Raw genomic sequence first — 15,243 nt, 5'->3', positions numbered from 1 at the left:
CAGGCTCGGCGCGATCCGACGGAGGAAGTGGGCACGGGGAGTCCTCTTTTCGATGATCGATTCCTCAAAATACTACGTGCGTCGAGGTCTTTTCTACCTATCCCACCCGGGACGGCAGGAGCAAGCAGGTCTCTCGGATGACGTGGTTCGGAGTGTGCAGACATGGTGATCTTGCGCTCGTCGGGAGTCAGGTTGTCCAGCATGTGGAAGGGTGTTAGTATGTCTGCATATCTGGTGTCCATAAGGAGATGGACGTATCGTTATTAATTTCGTGTAAATTTGTGATTTACGGTTGTTTGGTACTAGGATTGATGGCTAATTCCTGCACCTGCGGGGTGTCATTTTTCTGATTTACGAATCATTTCTTCTCCCTCGATTTCTCCAATTATTAAATATGGTTTCGAAGGATGCGCGCAAGCCTAGATAACAAAAATAATCTATCGGTTAGGGGTAAAGGTGATTGAGAGTCGGATCGAAGAGGATCTTCTTGGAAAACGGGAAATCTCGAATGAGTACTACTATGGAATCCATACGTTGCGTGCTCTAGAGAATTTCCAAATTTCACGCGGATGCATGAACGACGAGCCTGACTTCATTCGTGGAATGGTTCAGGTGAAGAAGGCGACAGCTCTGACGAACAAGCAGTTGAAGGTTCTTCCGAGTGATGTCGCTGACGCCATTGTCGCCGCATGCGATGCGATCTTGAATGATGGGCGCTGTATGGACCAATTCCCGACTGATTCCTTCCAGGGGGGAGCGGGAACCTCGATCAACATGAATACCAACGAGGTCATCGCCAACTTGGCTCTCGAAATGTTGGGATATCCGAAGGGTACCTATGACGTCATCCATCCCAACGATGACGTCAACAAGTCCCAGTCGACCAATGACGCCTACCCCACCGGGTTCCGGCTCGGGGTGTACGCCCTGCTGGAGGGGCTGAAACAGGCCGTCGCCGACCTTGCAGATAGTTTCGATGCCAAGGCCAAGGAGTTTGCCGATGTGCTGAAGATGGGACGCACCCAGTTGCAGGATGCTGTCCCCATGACTCTGGGTGAGGAGTTTGACGGGTACGCGCACAACATCCGTGCTGAACTGGACCGGCTTGATGTCGGAAGCGATCTTCTCGTAGAGGTCAACCTGGGCGGCACCGCCATCGGCACTCGGATCAACACCCCAGACGGATATGCCGAACTTGCCGCAGAGAAGCTGGCCAAGGTGACCGGGTACCCGATTCGCCCTTCCACCAACCTCATGGAATCGTCCTACGACAACGGTGCCTACATTGCTGTCCATTCCATCATCAAACGCCTGGCGGCGAAGATCTCCAAGATCTGCAACGATTTGCGATTGCTCTCATCTGGACCAAGGGCTGGGCTCAAGGAAATCAACCTTCCAGAGATGCAGGCAGGATCGTCCATCATGCCGGCGAAGGTGAATCCGGTTATTCCCGAGGTCGTTAACCAGATCTGCTTCAAGGTATTCGGAAACGATGTCACCGTCTGCTTCGCCGCCGAAGCTGGTCAGCTGGAACTCAATGTGATGGAACCGGCCCTGTCACAAGCAATGTTCGAGTCCATCCACCTTCTGATCAACGCCTGCGACACCTTGCGTAGCAAATGTATTGACGGGATCACTGCAAATGCGGAACGGTGCCGAAAGTATGTCACCAATTCCATTGGCATTGTGACCTACCTGAACGATGTGATTGGACACCATCAGGGCGATCTCATTGGCGAGGAGGCTGCCCGTACCGGAAAATCAGTTCGTGATGTCGTCCTCGAACGCGGCCTAATTCCGGAGGAAAGGCTGGATGAGATCATGTCGACCCAGAACTTCCTGCACCCTCGATACTCAGGACGCACATACGAGCCGAGCGACCGCGGTCTCCCGGAGGACCCCAGGACATTCGTGTCTGAGCATCGCTGACACGCGATGATGCTCTTCATTCAACTGGCCGTCGTCCTACTGTTCATCTTCCTGGGGGCACGCAAGGGAGGACTTGGCATCGCCTATGCAGGGGGTGCCGGCGTCATCGCCCTGGGAATACTTGGTTGCAAGGTCGACCCAGGTACTGGTATTCCGTGGGATGTCATTGGGGTCATCATCTCGGTGATTTCCTGCGTGGCGGCGATGGAAGTAGCCGGCGGTCTGGAACTGCTGGTGATGCTCAGCGAGCGGATATTGCGGCACAATCCGAGGAGAATCACCTTCCTGGCACCCACCGTGACGTTCTTCATGACTGTTTTGTGTGGTACCGGACACGTCGCATTCGCCACTCTCCCCGTCATCGCGGAAGTGGCCAAGGAACAGAAGGTGAGGCCCTCCCGCCCACTATCCGTAGCTGCGGTGGCCTCGCAGATCGGCATATGTGCTTCGCCGATTTCGGCGGCGATGGTGGCGATGGCGGCCATTGTTGGCCCTCTGGGCGTCTCGTATCCGAAACTGGTCCTGGTCTCGATCATTGGGGGCTACGCGGGCTCGATGATCGGTGCGGTTGTCTCCTCAAGACTCGGATGTGAGTTGGAACTCGACCCGGTCTATCTGCAGCGACTGAAAAAGGGCCAAGTCTCGCACCGCAGGGCGGAGAACTACAACATCAAGCCATACGCAAGACGGTCACTGATAATCTTCGTGGTGTCCTTGATCGTAGTGATGGTCTATGCCGCTGCCATTTCCGCTGTGGACAAGCCCCCGTTGCCACGAGGTGCCGCCATCATGACCTTTATGATGACTGCCGCCCTCGTCATAGCCACCCTGTGTAAAGTCCCGCTCAACGAGATCACCTCCCAGGCAACCTACAGAAGTGGTACCTCTGCCGCCATCTGCGTAATGGGGGTTGCTTGGCTAGGCAATACCTTCGTGAGTTCGAACATCGGCACCATAAAAACTGCCGGATCGGGAGTCATTCACTCGGCGCCGTGGCTGTTGTTCGTGGTGCTGTTCCTGGCCGCATCGTTGCTCTACTCGCAAGCCGCAACTACGGTTACGTTCATGCCGGTTGCGGCGGCCCTCGGGCTTCCGGTGTCGGTGCTGGTCGGATGTTTTGCGGCGGCCTCGGCACTGTTCCTGCTACCTACGTATCCCACCGTGGTGGCTGCGGTCGAGATGGACGATACCGGGACGACGAGGATCGGAAAGTACATTTTCAACCATTCATTCCTGATTCCCGGCATCGTCTCCATATCGGTTGCCTGCATGGTTTCCTATGGGGTGATGCTCGCAGTCGGGTGAATGCCGCCCTTGCACAATCCGTCGAAGTTTCCAGTGTGAGAGCGTGTGGGTGGGGCTGAGTCTTGGAAAAGGCATGGTCTCACCCACACACCTTTAGATAACGTTCACCGGGTGGTCGGGGTGCTTGTCCAGCCATCCCCTGATGAAGGTGCAGTCCGGGCGTACCGTCAGGTTCTGGGAGGCGATGTCGTCGAGGGCAGATCGGGCCAGGGCACTGCCGACTCCCTTGCCGCCGAAGGCGTCGAAGACCTCGGTGTGAGGCATGACGACGACGTCCCCCTCGCGGCGAAATTCTGCGAATCCGGCGAGCTCACCGTTGATATGAGACTCGTAGCGTGACTGCTGGTCGTTCTTGGTGACGATGACGTCGCTCATGCTCCCATCGTCGGGCAACTGCGGCCCTATTGCCAGGGCCTTCGCAGGTGCTTTCACGGATGGCGTCATTTGCTTGGAAGTGACCGTGCCAAGGGGCAGTGTGGAAGGAAGTACTCGACCTATCCGGAGAAGTCGTCATGCCCATTGATCCCAGTAAGCCGTCAACCAATACGAACGGTTCCCCCGCGCCCAGCGACGAATACTCCCTGACCGTCGGTGCCGACGGCCCAGTGCTGCTGCACGACGCCCACCTGATTGACACCCTGGCCCATTTCAACCGCGAGAACATCCCCGAGCGTAAGCCGCATGCCAAGGGGTCGGGGGCCTTCGGACACTTCGAGACCACCGCTGACGTCTCGGAATACACCAAGGCCGGTTTCCTGCAGAGAGGCAAGGAGACCCCGATGCTGGCCCGCTTCTCCACGGTCGCCGGTGAGCTCGGTAGCCCCGACACGTGGCGTGACGTCCGTGGATTCTCGCTGAAGTTCTACACCGACGAAGGCAACTTCGACATGGTTGGCAACAACACCCCGGTATTCTTCATGCGCGACCCGATGAAGTTCCCCCACTTCATTCGCTCACAGAAGCGCCTGCCAAACTCTGGCCTGCGCAGCCCCAACATGATGTACGACTACTGGAGCCTCTCCCCGGAGTCGGCCCACCAGGTCGCCTACCTCATGGGCCCGCGAGGCATTCCGCTCAGCTACCGCACCATGAACGGCTACTCCTCGCACACCTACTCGTGGGTGAACGCCGAGGGGAAGATCACCTGGGTGAAGTACCACTTCATCAGCGACCAGGGCGTCCACACCATGACCGCCGACCAGGCCAAGGCCGTCGTCGGGGATCACCCGGACCTCCACCGCGAGGATCTGTTCAATCACATTGCTGACGGCGACCACCCGTCTTGGACCGTCAAGGTGCAGTTGATGCCCTACGACGATGCCAAGGACTACCGCTTTAATCCCTTCGACATCACCAAGGTGTGGCCACACAAGGACTATCCGCTGCACACCATCGGCAGGTTCACCCTGGACCGCAACCCGGAGAACTTCTTCGCCGAGATCGAGCAGGCGGCCTTCTCCCCGTCCAACACCGTCGAGGGCACCGGCCTCTCGCCCGACCGTATGTTGTTGAGCCGCGCCTTCGCCTACAACGATGCCGCCCGCAACCGTCTGGGCGTCAACTACGAGCAGCTTCCCGTGAACCGTCCGACCGTCGCGACGAATCAGTACACCTTCGACGGCCAAATGACCTACGAGCATGCCGGCTCGGCCCCGACCTACGCCCCGAACTCCTACGGTCGCGACCACGCCACCGGCTACCGTGCCGGGTCGGAGGTCACCTGGGAGACCGACGGCGAGCTCGTTCGTGCCGCTCAGACCCTTCACTCCGAGGACGACGACTTCGGCCAGGCCCACACCTTGGTCCACGACGTCTTCTCCGAGCAGGAGCGCGACGAGCTGGTGGAGACCCTCGTCGACCTGCTGACGAACTTCGACATGGAGGAGCCGGTCATCGGCAACACCCTGACCTATTGGCGCAATATCGATGCCGGTGTCGCTGACAGGGTCGAGTCCACGATGTGATGCCGCTCTGACCCACTCGTGGTCTCCGGGGAATCAGGGTTCCCCGGAGACCCTCTCTTCCCAGCTGCGCCGGTTTCGGCACCTGCGCCGGGCTTGTCGCGGTGCGGGTGCCACAAGGTGGTCCAGCTATGTGCCCGAGAGCGGCTCAGTGTTGACTCGACCACACCTGCCACAGTTTGGCGAAGGGGCCGCTGCCCTCGCGCAGCCGCTCGGGAGGCCCGACCTCCACGATCCGCCCGTCCTCCATGACCGCGACCTCGTCAGCCATGGCCACCTGGGACAGCCGGTGGGCGACCAGCAGGGCCGTCCTTCCCCTGACGACCTCGACGGCGGCCCGGTCGAGGGCAGCCGCGCCCGAGCTTCCGGCCTCGGCCGTTGCCTCATCCAAGATGATGACCTGGGGGTCGGCCAGCAAGGCCCGTGCCAGCGCCACCTGTTGGGCATGGGCCGGGGAGAGCCGGGTTCCCAGTCGTCCCACCAGAGTGTCGACACCGTCGGCCAGATTCCTCACCCACTCGGCACCAACCTGTTCCAGAGCCTCCATGACGGTCCCGCGAACCTGGTCGTCAGGCCAGTTCTCGGCGGTGGCTGGTAACCCGAGAGCCACATCGTCGAGAAGGCTGCCCGAGAAGGTGTGGATCTCCTGGCTGATGAGCACGGTTCGAGCCTCGCCAGGGGACATGACGACCTGACCAGACCGAGGTTCCAGCAGGCCAGCCACGAGTGCTGCCAGGGTCGACTTGCCAGCACCGGATTCCCCGACGAGAACCATGGTGTGCCCGGCAGGGATGTCCAGGCTCACCTCGTGCAGCACGTCCGGACCGTCCTGATAGCCGAAACTCAGCCCCTCCACGTGAACCGACGACGGGCCCTGGTGGGTGTGCTCGACGACGGTCGGTTCCTCGTGACGGGCGTGGATCACACCCACTACCCGCTGCAGGCATACCCAGGCAGCCTGCAGGTTGTTGAGGAACATCAGCAGGAACCGTACCGGGGAGAACAGCCTCAGCAGCACCAGGACTGCCGTCGCCGCCGCACCGACGCTGAGCTTGTTGCTGGTGACGAGTAGGTATCCCGTCCAGGCGACGCCGATGGTCGCCACGGCCTCACCGGCCAGCAGTCTGATGACGAGCCTGTTCCCGAGGAACCGTCCGCGCAGGTTCCAGCGGATGGCCTGCCAGGATCCGCCCGCCACCGTCCGAATACGCAGATTCTCCAGCCCAAAGGCCCGCACCACGTCAAGGCCGTGGATGGTCGAGAGGATGTGCTGGGACTGGGTTGTCGAGGCCCGCCTCTCAGCGCGATACACGGGCGGGGCAGTCCGCAGGAACTCCCGGATGGCCAGGCCGTAGAGCACGGCGGCGAGGAGCACCGGGATGAAGAAGGCCGGATGCAGACTGGCCAATGCACTCACTGACACGATCACCATGATCATGGTGTTGACAAGGCGCGGAAGGGCGCCATTCGCCGCGTCGCGTACCGCTTGGACGTCGTCGGACGCGCGTGAGACCAGGTCGGCGGTACCCGCCCGCTCCACCCGCTGCTGGTCCAGCCCCAGGCCGGCCCGGATCATCGACTCCCGCAACCGGGTGACGATAGTCGTGAAGAAGGACGGCGTCAGTGCCTGGGCGACGCCGTTGCAGATTCCCGACCCGATCACCGTGCCGGCCATGACGAGGGCCGGGGAGAGCAGGGACGAGGGCGAACGGCGGGCCCGAGCGGCGTCGATGATCCATCCGGTCGCCATCGGTACAGCCAGGTCCAGCAGGGCCGCCGCCGTGATGACCACGATCGCGCCGACGAAGTACCCGCGCACGCCGCGTGCCGCCCGGTGGACCTCGTGACGAACCTGGGCGGCAGAGGCGAGTGGCAGCCAACGAGGAGTGCTCATGACAACATCCCCCGGTAATCCTCGCGGGTCAGCAATTCGCGATGTGGAGCGCGGGCGACTTCGTGGCCGTCACCGTCGAGCATGACGACCTCATCCATGCAGTCCAGCAGGGCCGGGGACGTGGTGGCGATGACGGTGGTGCGTCCCCGCCGCAACTCCTGCAGCCGTTCAGCGATGGTGGCGGTCGTGGCGGCGTCGATGCTGGTGGTGGGATCGATCAGCACCAGACCGTCAGGGGAGTGCAGCAGGGCTCGCGCCAGGGCCAGGCGCTGACGCTGACCTCCGGAGACATGGCGTCCGCCCTCCCCGACCTCGGTCTCCAGACCGCGCGGCAGCGCTTTCGCGACGGTGTCCAGGGCGGCGGCGTCGACGACAGCATTGAGTTTGGCAACCGTCGTCTGGCGATCCAGCACGATGTTGGCCCGCGCGGTGTCGTCGAAGAGTTCCGGGGTGCGTGGAGCCACCAGGACCAGACGACGTCGCTGGGACGGGTTGAGACGACTGGCCGGCACCCCGTTGAGCAGGGTTTTCGGCCCGTGGTCGATGGCGTCAGCCAGTGCGTCGCAGACTTGCTGCGGGGCGACGATCCCCAGGTGTGTCCCGGACGGGACGTCCAGACAGAAGTCCGGCTCCTCGACTGGAACCCGTAGCCAGACCGGGCCGTCTCCGGGAGTGGTGCGGGCCCCGTCGTCGGGATGGACCGGCCAGGCCGCAGGGCTGTCACGCAGCTCGCAGAGCCTGTCCCCGGAGGCGTTGGCGCTGGATAGCATCGTTGCGGTGTCGACGCCCAGGGCTCGTAGCGGCGGCCCAAGGGTCTGCGCCAGACCCACCACGGTGACGAGCTGCCCGACGCTGATGTGACCCGTGAGGGCGAGCCACCCGGCCAGCACCGTGAGGGCGGTGATGAACACGCCGACCGAGGCGTTGATGGTGCCGGTGTAGACCCCCTTGATCCGACGGTTGCGCAGGGTGGCCGCCAGCCCCTCCCGACTCGCCGCGCGGAATCTCTCGGTGGCGCGGTGCTCGGCCGACAGTCCCTGGATGACGCGCAGCCCGCTGGTGAGATCGGCTGCGGACCCGGCCACCGCGGCCTCGGCCCGCCGCTCTCGGCGGGTGCTGCGCTTGACCGGGGCGACCCCCTTGACCGACAACAGGATGAGCAGCGGGACGATGCACACCGTCGCCAGTGCCAACCACCCGTTGATGAGAGCCATCGCGACGAGGGAACCGAGCAGGGTGACGGCGTTGCCGGGGATCGAGGTCAGGGCGATGAAGGCTCGCGACACCGCCCGGACGTCGGTGACGACGACGGCGAGAAGATCACCGGGAAGACGGGACGTCCCACCTATTCCCCCCGGAGCAGTGATCCGATCGAGGGCCTGGACACGGAGGTCGTGCTCGGCCAGCCCGGCCCCGACATTGGTCTGCATCCGCACCGTCTGGGCCACCGCACGGACCACGTAGGCCAGCGCAACCAGGGTCAGCCAGCTGGCGAGGGCGGCAGCATTGGCCGCGACCACTCCGTCATCAATGGCGCGGCCGAGGGCCATCGGCACCCCGATGTTGACCAGGCTGACGAAGGCTGAGGCGATCGACCCCGGCAGCAGCCACCGCTTCCCGTCGTGAGACATCTGACGCACCACGGCCCGCCCGTCGTGGACCTCGTCGAGGTCGATGAGAGGGACGTCGATGGGCGGCGGGGTCTGTCTGGGGATGTGTGGAAGCCAACTCAGCCTCGGCTGCCAGTGCCGACGGGGAGTACGTATCACGCTGCCCCCGGACCGCCGACCGACTCGAGGGGACGCCGCCTCATGCGGTGTGGCAGGACGAGCCGGGCGGACTGGGTGAGGTCGTCGGTGGTGATATCGGTGCGTCCGTTCCACGCCGCCAGGGTGCGTGCGGCCCTCACCATCATAATGTCGGCCCGGTGGCCGTCGACATGAGCGTTGATGCAGGTGCGGGCGACCGTCATGAGGGTCTCGTCGTCGATCTGTACCTCCTTGACGAGCTCGGTGGCCCGTCCGATCCTCTTGCTGGTCTCGTGACCTTCCTGTTCCCACTTGCGTGAGAAGCCGGTCGGATCGTCCTCGAAGGCCAGACGACGCCGGATGACCTCGATGCGCTTCTCGGGGTCGTCCTCACCTCCGACGGTGACGCACAGTCCGAACCGGTCGAGCAGTTGGGGACGCAGTTCTCCCTCCTCGGGGTTCATGGTGCCGACCAGGGTGAATCGCGCCGGATGGGTCACGCTGACGCCCTCGCGCTCGACGGTGTTGACCCCCATCGCGGCCGAGTCCAGCAGCAGGTCGACGATGTGGTCGTCGAGGAGGTTGACCTCGTCGACGTAGAGGATCGCGCGGTGGGCTGCGGCCAGCAGACCGGGCTCGAAGCGGCGTCGCCCCTCGCGCAGGGCCGTCTCCATGTCGAGGGTTCCGGTGACGCGGTCCTCGGTGGCTCCCACCGGCAGCTCGACCACGGGCACCCGGACGGTGCGCGGCTCGGGTATGGTCTCGGGCAGCCTGAGCTCGGTAGCGTGGACCGGATACTCCTCGGGGGACAGGTGGTAGGCCCCGGGAACCTCCTGGTGCTCCGGGAGCAGGGCTGCCAGGCCACGCACCGCCGTGGACTTCGCGGTTCCCTTCTCGCCGCGGATGAGTACCCCGGACAGATCGGGGCTGATCGAGGCGAGGATGAGGGCCAGCTTCATCTCCTCCTGTCCGACGATGGCGCAGAAGGGGTAGACGGGGCGTTGTGCCATGTCAGCGGTCCTTTCGGGGTTGGGTCGGGTCGAGTTGGGAGACGACGTTCACGAGGTCGTCGGCACGTAGGTCGTCGATGCGCAGGCAGGGTCCGCCCAGGGCCATCGCGATGTCGTTGGCCCTGGACAGTTGGATGCCGCGGGGGTCTTCGGTGTCGATGACGACCCAGCTGAGACGCCGGTCGGCACCGATCTCGTCCGCCACCTTGAGGGCTTCGTCGGTGGCGCGGGAGTTGGGTTTGCCGTCCAGATCGACGTTGCCGCGTCCGTCGGTGACGAGCACCAACAGCGGACGCAGACCGGGGTCCTTGAACAGCAGGGGCCGGACGACCTCGCAGGCCGTCACGAGCCCAGCCGCCAGAGGAGTGCGACCGCCGACGGGAAGCTCGGCCAGGCCGCGTTGGGCGACCTCCACCGAGGAGGTCACCGGGACGAGCACCTCGGCCCGGTCGCGGCGGAAACCGATGAGGCAGACCCGGTCACGCTTGACGTAGGCGTCGAGCAGCAGGGAGAGGATGGCCCCCTTGGAGGCGGTCATCCGGCCCCGTGACCCCATCGACCCGGAGGCGTCGACGACGAGGATGACGCAGGAGGCCGACCGTCCGGTCCTCACCTTGGCCCGCCAGTCAACCGGCTCGACGTGGACCGCCATCGCGGGGCGATTCGGGTCGGCTCGGCGTGACCTCTGGTGCACCGCGGCGGCACGCAGGGTGGCGTCCAGGGCAAGGTCGTCGGGTACGGTCGTGAGGCGGGCCGAGATGTAACGACCGCGTCGATCCTTGCTGCGGGTACGCAGGCGTCGTCCGGAGGCGCGGCGCGCCAGACGATCCTGACCGGGTTCCAGAGGCCGAATGGCGAAAGGATCCCCGATGGCAGCGACCTGTTCCCCGGGGTTGGGCTGTTGGTTCGGTTGTTCCTGCTGATTGTTCTGGTCGGCAGGATCCGTGTGGTCATCGGGTTGCTGATCGTCCTGGCTGCCGGGTGGGGGAGCATCATCCTCGTCCTGCGACCCGTTGTCCACAGCGTCACTGGGGCCAGGGTCGGGCTGATCAGGCCGTTGATCTGGTTGGTTGGGCTGCTGGTCCTCGGACTGCTCCTGCTGTGGCGGTTCCGGTGGCGGTGGCGGGTCCGACGGGGTCTCGTCGCGGCGGCGATGCCGCAGCACCATCTCGCTGACCGCAAGCACGTCGTCCTCGGTGGCGACCCCGCGGCCGGCCAGGGCGGCGTGGGCTCGGGTGGCCTCCGCCATGACGATGTCGGCCCGGTGGCCGGCGACGTGGTTTTGCCGGCACAGTGAGGAGATGAGTTCGGTGACGACGTTGTCGAGGCGCTCCCCGTTGACCATTCCGCGGGCCCGCTCGATGACATCAGCCTGACGACCCTGCTCCTCCCGCCACGTCGAGAGGAAAGCAGCGGGGTCGGCGTCGTGACGGAGACGACGCCGAATGATCTCTGCACGGGCCTCCGGGTCCGCCTCGCCGTGTACCTCGACGCACAGTCCGAACCGGTCGAGCAACTGGGGTCGCAGCGCTCCCTCCTCCGGGTTCATCGTTCCGACCAGGACGAAACGGCTTGCCAGGGCAGCTTTCAGCCCCTCGCGCTCGACCCGGACGGTTCCGGCGCACGCGTCGATGACGAGGTCGACGAGGTGGTCGTCGAGGAGGTTGACCTCGTCGACGTAGAGCACCCCGCCGTCGACCTCGCTCAGCAGACCCGGCTGGAGCACCGGCCGGCCCGACGTCAGGGTGGCCTCCAGGTCGAGTCCTCCGACGAGGCGATCCTCGGTGGCGCCCAGGGCCAACGTCCTCATCACCTGACTCGGCGGCAGTTCCGCCAGACCACGGACCACCGTCGACTTGGCCGTTCCCTTCTCACCACTGAGGACGACCCCGCCAATACGGGGGTTGACCGCGCACAACAGCAGGGCAAGTTTCGTCTCGTCCTGTCCGACGATGGCGGTGAAAGGGTAGGTCATCAGGCCAACCCCAGCCGGGCCAGGTCGAGTCCGCCGTCGGCGGTGACTGACGCAGTGGGCGTCGGAGCAGCGGACTGGTGCGGGTCGTCGGAAACCTCCTCGATGGTTCCCTCGATGTCGGCATAGGTGTCCTGCAGCTCCTCGACGGTGATCGGGTCGGCCTCCCAGACCTTGCGCTGAGCGGCGTCGAGAAGCTTGTCGACGATGTTGTGCAGGGCATGTGGGTTGACCTCTCGGAACCATTCCTGCATGGCGGGGTCGAGGGCGTAACGACGCGCCACCTTCTCCCACAGGCCGTCGTCGACGACATCGGCGGTGGCGTCCCAGCCGATGAGGATGTCGAGAACCTTGGACAGGTCACCCGCTCCCTTGTACCCGTGACGCTGCAGACCTGAGATCCACGACGGGTTGAGGATCCGGGACCTCAGGATGAGCCGGGCCTCCTCGGTGGTCGTCCTGGTGGCGATCCGGGATGGATCCGAGGAATCCCCCACGAAGGACGACGGTGCCTCACCCCGCACCGTCGTCGCAGCAGCGATGAGTCCGCCGTAGTAGTTGTAGAAATCGGTGCAGCTGAGCATGTCGTACTCGCGGGTGTCCTCATTCTTGACGGTGACATCCATCCGAGACAGGGCAGCGGTGAATCTCTCCGTCTCGACGTCTCCGAACACCCCTTCACCGTAGGCGTGGGAGGAGGCGGCGATGTAGGCCCGGCCCAGATCGGCCTTGTCCTGCCATGCCTTGGTCTCGATGAGTTCCTCCACACCGGCACCGTAACCGCCGGGCGGGCAACCGAAGATCCGCAAGGTGGCCTTGCGACGGGCCTGCTCGACGTCGATTCCGCGGGCTGTCATGACGTCGTCGAGGGGAATGTTCACCGATCCCAGGGTCAGCCCGGCCATCGCCACCAGGATGAAGATCACTCCGAGGATCGCGAAGCGGACGGGCAGCGGCAGTCCACGCCGCCGTTGCGTCGTCCGGTGTGCTGCGGTCACTTGGTCGGGGCCTTCTTGTAGAAGGTGAACTCATGGTTCGGACTGAGCTCAGGGTGCAGGATGGCGGACAGGTCTGCCAGCACCAGATCAGGACGGACGACGCCGGTCTGCCAGTAGTCGTTGCCGTGCTTCGGGTCGGCACGCAGGACGGCGTTCCAGACGGTGCCGGTGCGTACCGCTTTGAGGGCCTTCATGCGCGGGTCGTCCTTGACGATGGTCGGGATGGAGGCCTTCTGCGACTCATTGATCTGGCCATCGATCCAGAAGTCGGCGTCATGGGCCCTTTTGAGGACCGTCTCGGTGTCCAGCTTCGACGAGACCACGCCGTGGACGTCCTTGAAGACGTACTCACCGCCAGCGTCACGCAGGAACTGGATGGAGTAGTTCTCGTTGGACTTGATGTACCAGACCCCCTTGAACTGGGAGCCGTAGAGCACGATGGGTCGCGTCTTGACCTTGGAGGTGAGCTGGGCCGTCTCGTGGTACTTCTTGGCGATCTCGTCGTACTTCTCATTGGCGACCTTCTCCGCATTGACAAAGAGGGCGTCGTACTTGATCCACTCGGCCCGTCCCAGCGGGGTGTTCTCGAGGAAGTCGGGCTCGGCGACGACCGGTGTGCCCATCTCCCTGACCTTGGCAAACTTGCTGGGGTCGTCGTGGCCGCTGATGATGAACAGATCAGGACGTAGGGCGGCCAGCTTCTCGGTGTTGACCTCAGTGGTGCCGTCCCCGACGCCGAAGTCAGCGACATGAGCGTCCTTGAGGGCCTGACGGGTCTTTGGGTCACCGACCATGTCCACGCTGGCCATTCCGATCACGGCGTCCAGCTTGTTCATCATCTGGAACTTCATCGGCTCGGTCGTTGATCCAAGAGCAACCCTGGTGGTGGGAATGGTGATCCGCTGCGCCTTGGCGAGCTCACCGTCCAGGTGCGGGTCGGGGGCGCCACACTGCACCAGGACGTACTTGGTCTCCTTGGACGAGGTACTCGACGGGTTCTTGACCGTCACCACCTTGTAGGACTTGTGGTAGGTGACGGTGAGGCCGCGGGCGTCGCTGAAGGTCGCTTTGTCGCCGAAGTAGTCCTTCGAGGGGTCGAAGTCCTTGATGCAGCCGGGCATGCTGTCGCCGGTGTTGGCGGAGGAGGATGTCGTTGGCCTGTCGCCTGAAGTGGTCCTGTCCTCGGAGCCCGAACATCCTGCCAGTGCGAGGCTGGGGGCAACGAGGAGGGTGATGAGGGCCGAGATCCTTCTCGGCGTAGTCTTCGTCTTCGGAGTACTCACGCGGTTCTCCCTGCGGTCATGCCGCAGGACTCACGGTGGCACCCGCGTCGTGTGCCCGGCAGACTCCTACGGCGAGAGTCGTTACTTGCCACTCCGTAGGGAGTCGACCGGACTGAGCTGTGAGGCATCACCGTTGCGCGACAGTGTCGGATTCCCACCGACTTCGCTCACCGAGGAGTACCCCGGACCGAGTCCGATTCGAGGCAATCGCACACTAACACCCCGTGTCAACGGCGGTGAGCAAGGGGTATGACACACGGAGCTGCCAAGAATTGGCCCATAATCACGATGGTGACGTCACCATCGCGATTTCTTGGCAGCTCCGTGTGGTAATCCTCAGGTATCGAGTCCTCAGGATCCCGATGCGAGCCGACCGATGACCTCCCACGGCCGATGCGGGGCCACCACACCGTGTAGCTCCTCGACGTCGCCCCGATCACAGGCCAGTTCGAGGCAGGTCGAGGGCCCTCCGGAGCGAGCCAGGTCAACCTCCACGTCCCGAAACTCGGCCCGTAACCCCGCGGTGGAGGCGAGCTGTGCGGCCTCCCACGCCACCCCGTGAGAACCCACCGGGACGCAGTCGTGAACCTTCCCGGAGGCCACCAGGTCTCGCACCTCCGCGAGTGGCACGATCTCGCGCCGGCCAGGGGCGACGTCGTCATCAGGGGCCGAGACGGGAGTCCCGACGCAGACCAGCACGTCACCGTCATGGGCCCGGGGGAGTTCTCCCTCTGGCATGACGCCGATGACTGTCACGCCAATCCCGGTCTGGGTCGTCGCGACGTTGTCCTCCGTCGAGCCCGTGACCGCCGTGGGGTCAATCCCGACGGCGGCCGCGCAGCGTCGGAACTCCTCGATCATGGGCTGGGCTGACTCCCAGTCCTGGCACAGGGTGTTGACGAGGACGAGAGGACGCGCACCGGCGCACATCACCTCCAGGAGGGGTACCCGCGCTCCCAGATGAGCGCACCACACCGGGTCAGCTGGGTAGGAGTCGTCAGGACGCGGGCCGATCCCACCGATGGTGTCACAGGCGATGACCAGACGAGAAGCCGGGACATCAGCCACCAGCAGGTCACGCAGCCTCGTGACGGGTAGGGGGGATGAGGGGAGATGGTTCGGGGCGGTCACGGTGTCATTCAA

The 15,243-nt window shown here is 64.0% G+C and carries 11 protein-coding genes; 3 read left to right on the top strand and 8 right to left on the bottom strand.

Annotated features, from left to right (window positions below):
• The first annotated feature begins 456 nt into the window (after positions 1-456).
• Together aspA and PALO_RS10165 are read left to right on the top strand one after the other, a co-directional pair.
• Positions 457-1,929, top strand: a complete 1,473-nt coding sequence (gene aspA, locus PALO_RS10170) for an aspartate ammonia-lyase (protein WP_023033267.1) — start codon at positions 457-459, stop codon at positions 1,927-1,929.
• A gap of 6 nt (positions 1,930-1,935) precedes the next feature.
• On the top strand, positions 1,936-3,234 hold the full coding sequence (locus tag PALO_RS10165) for an anaerobic C4-dicarboxylate transporter (protein WP_015583478.1): 1,299 nt from the start codon (positions 1,936-1,938) through the stop codon (positions 3,232-3,234).
• A gap of 93 nt (positions 3,235-3,327) precedes the next feature.
• On the opposite strand, the gene PALO_RS10160 is transcribed toward PALO_RS10165, so the two are convergent.
• The gene (locus tag PALO_RS10160; protein ID WP_015583477.1) at positions 3,328-3,609 is read right to left on the bottom strand and encodes a GNAT family N-acetyltransferase; all 282 of its coding nucleotides are present in this window, start codon (positions 3,607-3,609) and stop codon (positions 3,328-3,330) included.
• Between the two features lie 137 nt (positions 3,610-3,746).
• Between PALO_RS10160 and PALO_RS10155 the strand changes: the two genes are divergently transcribed.
• Complete coding sequence (locus tag PALO_RS10155) at positions 3,747-5,198, top strand: catalase (protein ID WP_015583476.1); 1,452 nt, start codon at positions 3,747-3,749, stop codon at positions 5,196-5,198.
• A 145-nt stretch (positions 5,199-5,343) separates the two neighbouring features.
• On the opposite strand, the gene PALO_RS10150 is transcribed toward PALO_RS10155, so the two are convergent.
• The 7 genes from PALO_RS10150 to PALO_RS10120 form a co-directional block, all read right to left on the bottom strand.
• Positions 5,344-7,089, bottom strand: a complete 1,746-nt coding sequence (locus PALO_RS10150) for an ABC transporter ATP-binding protein (RefSeq protein WP_015583475.1) — start codon at positions 7,087-7,089, stop codon at positions 5,344-5,346.
• On the bottom strand, positions 7,086-8,720 hold the full coding sequence (locus tag PALO_RS10145; RefSeq protein WP_187290353.1) for an ABC transporter ATP-binding protein: 1,635 nt from the start codon (positions 8,718-8,720) through the stop codon (positions 7,086-7,088). The genes PALO_RS10150 and PALO_RS10145 overlap by 4 nt, the downstream gene beginning before the upstream one ends.
• A 134-nt stretch (positions 8,721-8,854) precedes the next feature.
• Positions 8,855-9,847 carry a magnesium chelatase ATPase subunit I gene (locus tag PALO_RS10140; RefSeq protein ID WP_015583473.1) on the bottom strand — a complete coding sequence of 331 codons (993 nt, stop codon included), beginning with the start codon at positions 9,845-9,847 and terminating at the stop codon, positions 8,855-8,857.
• Between the two features lies 1 nt (position 9,848).
• Positions 9,849-11,822 (bottom strand): magnesium chelatase subunit D family protein, encoded by a 1,974-nt coding sequence (locus PALO_RS10135; protein ID WP_015583472.1) that lies wholly within the window; start codon positions 11,820-11,822, stop codon positions 9,849-9,851.
• Entirely contained in the window at positions 11,822-12,817 is a 996-nt protein-coding gene (locus PALO_RS10130; RefSeq protein ID WP_015583471.1) for a cobaltochelatase subunit CobN, read from the bottom strand. The genes PALO_RS10135 and PALO_RS10130 overlap by 1 nt, the downstream gene beginning before the upstream one ends.
• Positions 12,814-14,022, bottom strand: coding sequence for an ABC transporter substrate-binding protein (locus PALO_RS10125; RefSeq protein ID WP_290126508.1), 1,209 nt, complete (start codon positions 14,020-14,022; stop codon positions 12,814-12,816). Before PALO_RS10125 ends, PALO_RS10130 begins: the two co-directional genes overlap by 4 nt.
• Before the next feature lie 429 nt (positions 14,023-14,451).
• Positions 14,452-15,231, bottom strand: coding sequence for an AIR synthase related protein (locus PALO_RS10120; protein WP_015583469.1), 780 nt, complete (start codon positions 15,229-15,231; stop codon positions 14,452-14,454).
• Positions 15,232-15,243 lie beyond the last annotated feature (12 nt).

Origin of the sequence: Cutibacterium avidum 44067, assembly GCF_000367205.1 — a bacterium.
Classification (GTDB): domain Bacteria; phylum Actinomycetota; class Actinomycetes; order Propionibacteriales; family Propionibacteriaceae; genus Cutibacterium; species Cutibacterium avidum.
This window is presented reverse-complemented; position numbering and strand designations above follow the sequence as displayed.